Here is a 10,225-nt window from a genome sequence, read left to right as displayed (position 1 = left end):
CTGCGCGGTGCTGCTCGCACTCGCGGGGCGGCTGAAGGTCGAGCGGCCCGCCGTGACGGTGCACCTCGTGTTCACCGTGCAGGAGGAGGTGGGGCTGCGCGGCGCGCACGCCGTGGCGCGCCGTCTGGACGCCGACGTGGCGCTCGCGCTCGACATGACCGCCGCCGACGACACGCCCGACACGAACGGAGGGCACCTCAGGATCGGCGCGGGGCCCGCCGTGAAGGTGATGGACTTCTCCACGCTCGCGCACCCGGCGGTTCGCCGCGCGCTGCACGCCGCCGCCGACGGGGCGGGCGTGGAGGTGCAGCGCGAGCTGCTCAAGGGGATCGGGACGGACGCGGGCGCGCTGCAGCACGCCGGCCACGGTGTCGCGACGGGCGCGCTGTCCGTCGCGAACCGCTACACGCACAGCCCCGTCGAGGTGGTCGACCTGCGGGACCTCCAGGGCGCGCTGGGCGTCCTGCACCGCTTCGTGACGGCCCTGCCCGGCACGGACCTGCGCTTCGTCGCCGAGGACTGAGCGTGCCGCGCCGCGAGAAGCAGGAGCCCGCGCAACCCAAGGGGATGCTCAGCACGCACGACCTCAAGCAGCGCGGCTGGACGCCCACCCTGATCCGGGATTTTCTCGGCGCGCACGACGCGACGCGGCCGAACCTGATGCGGCTCGGGAGCCGCAGGCGCCTCCCGCCCGTGAAGCTCTACGACGAGGAGCGTGTCCGGGACGCGGAATCCACCGAGGACTTCCTCGTGGCGCAGGGCCGCGCGATGGACGCCCGCGACCGCGCGGAGCAGGCCCAGCGGACCCGGCGGGCGAACCTCGACGCGCGGATGGACGCGCTCGTGGAGGCGTTCCGGCCCGCACTCACACCCGTGGCGGTGCGGCGCGGCGCGCGCCGCAAGGCCTTCTCGGCGCATGAGGACGTCCTGAACGACGCCGTGGCCCGCGCGTCGGCGGCCCTGCCGAACCTGTCGCGGCGTGACCTCGGGCGGCTCACGGCGAGGCTGCGCGAGAAGTACGAGGCGGCCCTGCGGAGCGCCTACCCCTGGATGGAGTGACGCCCCCGTGGGGCGGCAGTTCGGGCCACTCGGGCTGCAGGATCGCGGCGAGCGGGCCCTGGAGCTGCGCGGGCGCCGGACGATCGAGCTCGACGAGGAGGCGCTCCTCGGGCAGCCGTGCGCGCAGCGTGAGCGGGGGCGGCGACGGGTAGAGTTCGGTCAGGAGGACGCGCAGGTTCTGTTCGTCGTAGGCGGTGTCCATGGAAACCTCCTCGCTCATGGGCGGGGGTGCGGCGGCTTACCAGAGGGCGTGCACCTCGTCGCGGACGAACTCGTCGTACACGGCGCGCACCGCGGCCATCCGCTCGGGGGTGAGTGGGGGCAGGGCGGCGGCGGCGACGTTGTCCTCGACCTGCGCGGGGGTCTTGGCGCCCGGGATGGCGCACGAGACCTCGTCGAACATCAGGATCCAGCGCAGCGCGAACTGCGCGAGCGTGGCGCCCGCCGGGACGAGGGGCCGGAGCCGCTCGACCGCCGCGAGGCCGGTCTCGTAGTCCACGCCGGAGAACGTCTCGCCCCGGTCGAAGGCCTCGCCGTGACGGTTGAAGTGGCGGTGGTCGTCCTCGGCGAAGGCGGTGTCGGGCCGCAGCTTGCCGGTGAGCAGGCCGCTGGCGAGCGGGACGCGCGCGATCACGCCCACGTCGCGCGCGCGCGCCTCGCCGAGGAAGCGGTCGGCGGGCTTGAGGCGCAGGGCGTTGAAGATGATCTGCACGGTGGCGACGCCGGGATGTTTGACGGCGGTGAGGGCCTCGTCGACGGTCTCGACGCTGACGCCGTAGTGCCGCACGAGCCCCTCGCGGCGGAGGTCGTCGAGCGCCCCGTAGACGTCGTCGCGCTCGTACACCTCGCCCGGTGGGCAGTGGAGTTGCAGGAGGTCGAGGGTGTCCGCGTCGAGGTTGCGCAGGCTGCGTTCCACGAACGCGCGCAGGTTCTCGCGGGTGTACCCGGCGGCGGTGTGCGGGTCGAGGCGACGTCCGGCCTTCGTGGCGACGTGGAAGGGCTCGTGACGCTCCCGCCGCAGGCGCGCGAGGAGGCGTTCGCTGCGGCCGTCGCCGTAGACGTCGGCGGTGTCGAAGAAGGTGACGCCGAGGTCGAGGGCGCGGTGCAGGGCGGCGAGGCTGTCGCGGTCGTCCACGTCGCCCCAGGTGCCGCCGATGGCCCAGGCGCCGAAGCTGACGGGGGAGACGAGGTAGCCGGTCTTGCCGAGTCGTCGTGGGTTCATGGTCCTCCTGTGGTGTGTCTTCTTGATATCACTTTCCGTGGGAGCGCTTTCATGGCTCTGCTCGGTGGAAGCAATTCCGAAACAAATTGAAGACGTTCTGGACGTACTCTTCAGTGCCCTCAAGAATTCCTTCACCTGACGCCCATTTGACAACGCTTTCAGAAGTGATTATGCTCCGGGCAAGCACGTATGGAAACTCCTGTGACGCTTGCGCAAGTCGCGCGTGCGGCCGGTGTCTCGGCCAGCACGGTCTCCCGCATCCTCAACGGCACCGCCCAGGTGAGCGACGAGAAGCGGGTGGCGGTCGAACGCGCCCTCTCGCAGCTGAACTACCGACCGAACGTGCTTGCGCGCGGCCTCGCCAGCGGCCGGACCATGAGCGTCGGCGTCGTCACGCAGGACATCAGCAGTCCCTTCTACGGGGACATGCTGCGCGGCGTCGAGCAGGGCCTGAGCGGCAGCGGCTACATGCCGATCTTCGCGGACGGCCACTGGCGCGCCGAGGAGGAGAGCGCCGCCATCGACGTGCTGCTCGCCCGCAAGGTCGACGCGATGATCGTCCTCGGCGGCAGCCTCCCGGACGAGAAGATGCGCTCCGTCGCGGCGGCGGTGCCGCTCGTCGTCTTCGGACGCACCGTGCCCGGCCTCGAGGAGCAGTGCCTGCGGCTCGACAACGAGAAGGCCGCCTACGAGCTCACCCGGCACCTCATCGAGTTCGGGCATCGCCGCATCGCGCACATCATGGGGCCCGTGTCGCACCGGGACGCGCGCGACCGCCGCGCGGGCTACGAGGCCGCGCTCGCGGAGGCGGGCCTCCCGCTGGTGCCGGAGCTCGTGATGGAGGGCGACTTCCTGGAGCCCTCGGGCTTCCTCGCGGCGACGCGCCTGGTCGAGGGCCGCGAGATGTTCAGCGCGATCTTCGCCGCGAACGACCAGATGGCGTACGGCGCGCGGCTCGCGCTGCACCGCAAGGGCGTGCGCGTCCCGGAGGACATCTCCCTCGTGGGTTTCGACGACCTGCCGAGCTCCACGTACACCACGCCGCCCCTCACGACCGTCCGGCAGCCGACCTTCGACCTCGGCGTGGTCACGGCGAGGTGCGTGCTGCGCCTGCTCTCCGGCGAGGGTCCCGACCTGCCCCACATCGACCTGCGCGTCCACGTGCGCGAGTCGACGGCCATGCTGCGCACCGCGCACGGCCTCGCGGGGAGGTGAGGTCCCGGCTTCCCTCGCCCTGACTTCCCACGGCCTTTCTGAAAGCGCTTTCAGACCTTCGTCCTCTCGCCCACAGGAGTCCACCATGAAGAAGCACCTGCTCGTCGCCGCCGCCCTCGTCCTCGCCTCCGTCGCCTCCGCCCAGAAGACCACCATCACGGTCGGCGTCTTCCCCGACCTCGACAGCGTCGTGAAGGCCGCCCTGCCCGGCTTCAACAAGAAGTTCCCCAACATCGAGGTGAAGATCAACTCCCTCGCGTACGCCGACCACCACAACGCCCTCACCACCGCGCTCGCCACGGGCTCCGGCGCGAACGACGTCGTCGCGATCGACTTCGGCTACATCGCCAAGTTCGCCGAGGGCAACGGCCTCGTGGACCTCAGCAAGGCCCCCTACAACGCCAAGAGCCTCTCGAAGAACTTCGTCGCGTACACCTTCCCCCAATCCACCACCCAGGACGGACGCATCGTCGCCATGCCGACCGACATCGGCCCCGGCAGCATGTACTACCGCACCGACCTGCTCTCCAAGGCGGGCGTGAAGGCCACCGACCTCACGAAGAGCTGGGACTCCTACGTCGCCGCCGGCAAGAAGATCGCCGCCGCGAACCCCGGCACGGTCCTCATTCCCGACGCGAGCGAGGTCGCCACGATCATCATCCGCTCCGGCCTCAAGACGGGCGAGGGCCTGTACTTCGACAAGGACAACAAGGTCCTCGTCGGGCCCAGCAACCCGCGCTTCGTGCAGGCCTTCACCGTCGCCAAGCAGATCCGCGACGCGAAGCTCGACGCCCGCGTCGGCGCGGCCTTCAGCAGCGACTGGACGACCGGCTTCCAGAAGGGCAACTTTGCCACCGAGGTGAGCGGCGCGTGGCTCGTCGGGCACATGCAGAACTGGCTCGCGAAGGACTACGCGGGCAAGTGGAACGCCACCCAGCTGCCCGGCAACACCTTCACCTCGTACGGCGGCTCCTTCTACGGCATTCCCACGCAGAGCAAGAACAAGGCCGCCGCGTGGGAGCTCATCAAGTACCTCACCACCGACCGTGACCAGCAGATCCTCGCGTTCAAGACGACCGGCGCCTTCCCCGCGCTGCTCGCCGCGCAGAACGCGCCCCTGTTCAACGAGGGCGTCCCGTACCTCGCCAACCAGAAGGCGCGCGTCCTGTGGCGCCAGGCGGCCCTCAAGATCAAGCCGATCGACGTGAACCGCCTCGACCCCGTCGCGGAGCAGATCGTCAACGACAGCCTCAGCGCCGTCCTCGACGGCAGCAAGACCGTCGAGCAGGCCCTCACGGAAGCGCAGCAGCTCATCGCCCGCCGCGCCCGCTGAAGCAGGCCGGGACGCCAAGCGGCGTTCCACGGTCCGAGCCCCAGGGTGGGTGCCACGCCGAGCGCGTGACACCCACCGTCCGTTCGAGGAGGCCCACGTGCAAGCCCGCGCCCACCCCCCCACCGAGCGCCTCCCCATCGGGGCGCGCTGGAACAACTTCCAGCGGCGGTACGCGCCGTACATCTTCATCAGCCCCTTCTTCATCCTCTTCGCGATCTTCGGGCTCTTCCCGATCCTGTTCTCGCTGTACCTGTCGTTCCAGTCGTGGCAGCCCGCCGCCGGACTCGGCGAGATGAAGTTCGTCGGGTGGCGCAACTTCACCGACAACCTCACCGACCCCACCTTCTGGCAGTCGCTGCGCAACACCGCCGTCATCGGGATCGAGTCGGGCCTGCCGCAGCACCTCATCGCCATCCCGCTCGCCTTCGCCATCCACATGGCCTTCAAGAAGGCGCAGGGCTTCCTCACGGCGCTGTATTTCCTGCCGTACATCACGTCCGTCGTGGCGATCGCGGTGATCTTCGTGACGATCTTCAGCTGGCAGTACGGCGTCCTCAACGCCCTGCTGACCTTCCTGGCGGGTCTGCCCGTCATCGGCGGGCTCTTCCCGCAGGAGAAGATCAACTGGCTCGGCAACCGCGAGTTCGTGCAGCCCGCCGTCGCCGCGGTCGTCGTGTGGCGCTACGTCGGCTGGAACGTCGTGCTCTACCTCTCGGGCCTGCAGGCCATCCCGAAGGACCTCTACGAGGCCGCCAGCGTGGACGGCGCCACCACCGGGCAGAGCTTCCGCTTCATCACCCTGCCGCTGCTGCGGCCCATCATGTTCGTCGCGATCACCCTGACCCTCATCGGCAACCTGCAGCTCTTCGAGGAGCCCTACATCATCGCGGGCGACTCGGGCGGCATCGGCAACGTCGCCCTCACCACCGTCATGTACATGTACCGCACGTACAACTTCTACGGCGACGCGGGCCTCGCGGCGGCCATGTCGTGGCTGCTGTTCGTCCTGATCGGAGCGCTGACCCTCGTGAACAACCGCATCTTCGGCCGCGAGCGGCTCTCGGGGAGCGACTGACGTGGCCGCCCCCGCCCGCCCCACCACCCACGTCACCCGCGCCCGCGCGGGCCGCGTCCCCATGAGCCGCTGGGGCGCGATCCTGCTCCTCGCGATCGGCGCCCTGATCACCGTCGCGCCCTTCTACTTCATGTTCGTGTTCGCCACGCACGGCCGCTCCGAGATCTTCCAGCTGCCGCCGCCCGTCTGGTTCGGCGACAACGCCACGTCGAACTACCAGAGCCTGCTGGAACGCACGCCCTTCTGGCGCAACCTCTGGAACAGCCTGTACCTCGCGATCATGGCGACCGTCACGACGCTGTTCTTCTGCTCCCTCGCCGGGTACGCCTTCGCGATGTACTCCTTCAAGGGACGCGAGCTGCTCTTCAGCATCGTCCTCGCGACGCTCCTGATCCCCAGCACGCTCAACATCGTGCCGTTCGCGCTGATCATGCAGGCGCTCGGTTGGATCGACACGCCGCGCGCCCTGTGGGTGCCGGGCATGGCGAGCGCCTTCGGCATCTTCCTGATGCGTCAGTACATCGGGAGCGCCATCCCGCGCGAGCTCGTGGAGGCCGCCCGCATCGACGGGTCGAGCGAGTTCGGCATCTACCGCCGCGTCATCCTGCCGCTGTGCGGGCCCGCCCTCGCGACCCTCGGGCTCGTCACGTTCATCAACTCGTGGAACAACTTCCTCGGGCCGCTCATCATCTTCCGCTCCAACGAGACGTACACCGCGCCGCTCGCGCTGCGCAGCATCCAGGGACTCGTCAACACCGACTGGGGCGCGCTGATGCTCGGCGTGGCGCTCACGGTGGTGCCGCTCATCGTCGTGTTCGTCTTCGCGGCGCGTCAGCTCATCGACGGGCTCACGTCGGGAGCGCTCAAGGGATGAGCCGCGTCCTCGCCGCCCTCCTCGCGCTCGGCGTGGCCTCCGCGTCGGCGGCGCCCGCCACGCTCACCCTCACGGGACCCGGCGTGCCCATCGCGCCGCTCGCGGTGAACGGCTTCAACGCGAGCTGGAACATGCCCCTCGTGGAGGCCGTGGACGCCGTGCGCGCCGTGCGGCCCACGTCGCTGCGCTTCCCCGGCGGCAACGTCGGTGACGAGAACGACCTCACCGCCGCCGCCCTCGCGTACATGAAGGCGAACCTCGGCGTGGCGGGCGCGGGCACCGCCGCGACCGTGCAGACCCGCGTGTTCGCCACCCGCGAAGGCGCCCGCAACCGCCCCGAGGACGCCGCGCAGGCCGCGCGCGACGCGCGGGAGGCCGGGCTCGGGGTCACCCTCTGGGAGATCGGCAACGAGCCCGACCTGTACGCGAAGAACCGCGGCGCCGCCGAGTGGACCCCCGGGAAGTACTGCGCCACCTTCCGCGCGCAGCGCGCCGCGATCCTCGCGGTGGATCCGGGCGCGCGCTTCGCGGGCCCCGCCGTCTCCAAGGGCGACGGGCCCGCCGCCGACTTCCTGCGGGCCTTCGTGCGTGAGTGCGGTGACGTCGTGGACGTCCTCACCTGGCACGAGTACCCCACCGACGGCAGCCGACCCGACGGGGAGGCCCTCGCCACCGCCCGTGAAGTGACCGCGCACCTGGACGCCTTCCGCGCCCTGCTGCGCGACCCCGCCGCCAACCCCCTCGGGCACGCGCGGGACGTGCGGCTCGGCGTGACGGAGTACAGCCTCTCGTACCGCTCCGATCGACCCCGGCACCTCGCGGACGGGGTGGGGGCGCTGTGGGCTGCCGAGACGACCCTGCGGCTCGCGGAGGGCGGCGCGGACCTCGCGCAGTACTTCGCGATCCTCGCCGCCGGAGGCCATGGCCTCGTGGACCTCGCCGGGGTGCCCCGGCCCACCCTCTACGCCTTCACGCAGCTCGCGAGCTTCCGGGGGACCGCGTGGGGCGTGACCTCCACCGATCCCGACCTGTGGCCGCACGCCGCCGCGGACGGGAAGCTCCTCACCGTGCTCGTCACGAACGCCGCCACCTCGACCCGCGCGCTCGCGACGCCGCTGGAGGGCTGGACCCTCATCGGCGGCAAGACCTTCACCGAGCAGACCGCGCGTGACGAGGCCGACTTCGACCGCCTCCCCCTCGCCACGAGCGTGGACCTCCCGGGCCGCTCCCTCACCCGCCTCGTCTACAAGCGCCTCCCCTGACCCCCTTTTCGACTTCCGCGAGGACGAACCATGACCAGCACCATCGACCGACAGCAGTTCCCGCACGGCTTCACCTTCGGCGTCGCCACGTCCTCCTACCAGATCGAGGGCGCCACCCGCCTCGACGGGCGCGGCCAGAGCATCTGGGACACCTTCTGCCGCGAGCCCGGCCGCATTCTCGACGGCAGCAGCGGCGACGTCGCCTGCGACCACTACCACCGCTGGGAGACGGACCTCGACCTCATCCGTGACCTCGGCGTGAGCGCCTACCGCTTCTCCATCGCGTGGCCGCGCGTGCAGCCCGGCGGGCGTGGCGCGGCCAACGAGAAGGGCCTCGACTTCTACGACCGCCTCGTGGACGGCATGCTGGCACGCGGCCTCGCGCCGTACGCGACGCTCTACCACTGGGACCTGCCGCAGGAACTGCAGGACGAGGGCGGCTGGGCCAGCCGCGACACCGCCCACCGCTTCGCGGAGTACGCCGCCATCGTCGCCGGGCGCCTCGGGGACCGAGTGCGGAGCTACGCCACCCTCAACGAGCCGTGGTGCAGCAGCATCCTGAGCTACCAGATCGGGGAGCACGCGCCCGGCCTGCGCGACCGCCGCCTCGCGCTCGCCGCGGCGCATCACCTGCTGCTCGGGCACGGCCTCGCGGTCCACGCGATGCGGGAGCTCGTGAGCGCCGACCTCGGCATCGTCCTCAACCTCAACCCCGCGTACCCCGCGTCCGACTCGCCCGAGGACGTGCTCGCCGCGCGCCTCTCCGACGGGGCCTTCAACCGCTGGTTCCTCGATCCCGTCCTGCGCGGCGAGTACCCCGCCGACATGTGGGAGGCGTACGGCGCGGACGTGCCCGACGTACACGAGGGTGACCTCGCCGTGACGTCCGGGAAGATCGACTTTCTCGGCGTGAACTACTACAGCCGCAGCGTGGACTCCGCGCGCGGGCAGGTCCGCCCCACGGAGTCGAGCTACACGCAGATGGGCTGGGAGGTGTACCCGCAGGGTCTCACGGACCTCCTCGTGCGCCTCGAGAACGACTACACCCTGCCGCCCGTGTTCGTCACCGAGAACGGCGCCGCCTATCCGGACGAGCTCGGCGCGGACGGCGTGCACGACCCCGAGCGCGTCCGCTACTTCGAGGGGCACCTCGCGGCGGTCGCGGAGGCCGCCCGTCAGGGCGTGCCCGTGAAGGGCTACTTCGCGTGGAGCCTGATGGACAACTTCGAGTGGGCGCACGGGTACTCCAAGCGCTTCGGCCTCGTGTACGTGGACTACGGCAACCAGCGCCGCGTCCTCAAGGACAGCGCGCTGTGGTACCGCGCGCTCGTCACGGGCACGCCGACGCCGGTCGTGGTGGAGCGTGCGGGCGACTGACGCCCGGCGCCGCGCCTTCCGGGGAAGGCGCGGCGTCCTGCTCGGCCTGAGTCTCGCGCTCGCCCTGACGTCCGCGCGGGCGGCCGCGCAGGGCGCGCTCTACCTCGACCCCTCCGCGTCCGTGGAGGACCGCGTGCGGGACCTGCTGGGCCGCATGACGTTGGAGGAGAAGGTCGGTCAGCTCGCGATGATCGACGTGACGCGCCTCATGGGCCGGGACGAGTGGGACCGCGGGCCGCTGAACGAGGAATGGATGGGGCGCGTACTGGACGAGCGTCACGTCGGCTCGCTGCTCAGCGGCGGCGGCTCGGCGCCCGTGCCGAACACGCCCCAGGCGTGGGCGCGCATGACGAACGACCTGCAGCGCTTCGCGACCTCGCGCTCACGGCTGAAGATCCCCATCCTGTACGGCGCGGACGGCGTGCACGGCCACAACAACGTCGTCGGCGCGACGATCTTCCCGCACAACCTCGGGCTCGCCGCGACCTTCGATCCCGCGCTCGCGCGGGCCACGGCGTCCGTCACGGCGCGCGCCCTGCGCGCCACGGGCGTGACGTGGAACTTCGCGCCGGACGCGGACGTGGGCCGCGACCCCCGCTGGGGCCGCTTCTACGAGACCTGGGGCGAGGATCCCCTGCTCGCGTCGCGCATGGTGCGTGAGAGCGTGCTGGGCCTGCAGGGCGACACGCTCGGTCCCGCGTCCGTCGTGGCGACCGTGAAGCACTTCGCGGCGTACGGCGCGCCGCAGGGCGGGAAGGACCGCGCGGACGCGCGCGTGACGGACGCGGACCTGCGCGCGGTCCACCTG

10 protein-coding genes are annotated in these 10,225 nt (G+C 71.0%); 9 read left to right on the top strand and 1 reads right to left on the bottom strand.

The window, feature by feature from the left end:
• Together DEIPI_RS32020 and DEIPI_RS32015 are read left to right on the top strand one after the other, a co-directional pair.
• On the top strand, positions 1–523 hold a 523-nt coding region (locus DEIPI_RS32020), incomplete at its 5' end, for a M20/M25/M40 family metallo-hydrolase (RefSeq protein WP_045234538.1).
• A 2-nt stretch (positions 524–525) separates the two neighbouring features.
• The gene (locus DEIPI_RS32015) at positions 526–1,059 is read left to right on the top strand and encodes a hypothetical protein (protein WP_084474451.1); all 534 of its coding nucleotides are present in this window, start codon (positions 526–528) and stop codon (positions 1,057–1,059) included.
• Between the two features lie 238 nt (positions 1,060–1,297).
• Here the strand turns inward: DEIPI_RS32015 and DEIPI_RS0116750 are convergent, their stop codons facing one another.
• Positions 1,298–2,281 (bottom strand): aldo/keto reductase, encoded by a 984-nt coding sequence (locus DEIPI_RS0116750; protein WP_027482525.1) that lies wholly within the window; start codon positions 2,279–2,281, stop codon positions 1,298–1,300.
• A gap of 189 nt (positions 2,282–2,470) precedes the next feature.
• Between DEIPI_RS0116750 and DEIPI_RS0116745 the strand changes: the two genes are divergently transcribed.
• The 7 genes from DEIPI_RS0116745 to DEIPI_RS32010 all read left to right on the top strand — a co-directional run.
• Entirely contained in the window at positions 2,471–3,496 is a 1,026-nt protein-coding gene (locus DEIPI_RS0116745) for a LacI family DNA-binding transcriptional regulator (RefSeq protein WP_027482524.1), read from the top strand.
• Between the two features lie 85 nt (positions 3,497–3,581).
• Positions 3,582–4,829: an extracellular solute-binding protein gene (locus tag DEIPI_RS0116740; RefSeq protein WP_027482523.1), complete on the top strand. Its 1,248-nt coding sequence runs from the start codon at positions 3,582–3,584 to the stop codon at positions 4,827–4,829.
• Positions 4,830–4,926: 97 nt separating this feature from the next.
• A complete protein-coding gene (locus DEIPI_RS0116735; RefSeq protein WP_027482522.1) occupies positions 4,927–5,904 on the top strand; it encodes a carbohydrate ABC transporter permease in 978 nt (325 codons plus the stop codon).
• A gap of 1 nt (position 5,905) precedes the next feature.
• On the top strand, positions 5,906–6,778 hold the full coding sequence (locus DEIPI_RS0116730) for a carbohydrate ABC transporter permease (protein WP_027482521.1): 873 nt from the start codon (positions 5,906–5,908) through the stop codon (positions 6,776–6,778).
• Positions 6,775–8,040, top strand: a complete 1,266-nt coding sequence (locus DEIPI_RS0116725) for a glycoside hydrolase family protein (RefSeq protein ID WP_027482520.1) — start codon at positions 6,775–6,777, stop codon at positions 8,038–8,040. Before DEIPI_RS0116730 ends, DEIPI_RS0116725 begins: the two co-directional genes overlap by 4 nt.
• 30 nt (positions 8,041–8,070) lie before the next feature.
• Positions 8,071–9,417: a GH1 family beta-glucosidase gene (locus tag DEIPI_RS0116720; protein WP_027482519.1), complete on the top strand. Its 1,347-nt coding sequence runs from the start codon at positions 8,071–8,073 to the stop codon at positions 9,415–9,417.
• Positions 9,404–10,225: glycoside hydrolase family 3 protein (locus tag DEIPI_RS32010; RefSeq protein WP_281173232.1), on the top strand; the 822-nt coding region annotated here is incomplete at its 3' end. The genes DEIPI_RS0116720 and DEIPI_RS32010, both read left to right, overlap by 14 nt.

Source organism: Deinococcus pimensis DSM 21231, from assembly GCF_000519345.1.
GTDB classification, from domain to species: domain Bacteria; phylum Deinococcota; class Deinococci; order Deinococcales; family Deinococcaceae; genus Deinococcus_A; species Deinococcus_A pimensis.
The sequence above is the reverse complement of the archived record's forward strand: the minus strand, read 5'-3'. Positions and strand labels throughout refer to the sequence as shown.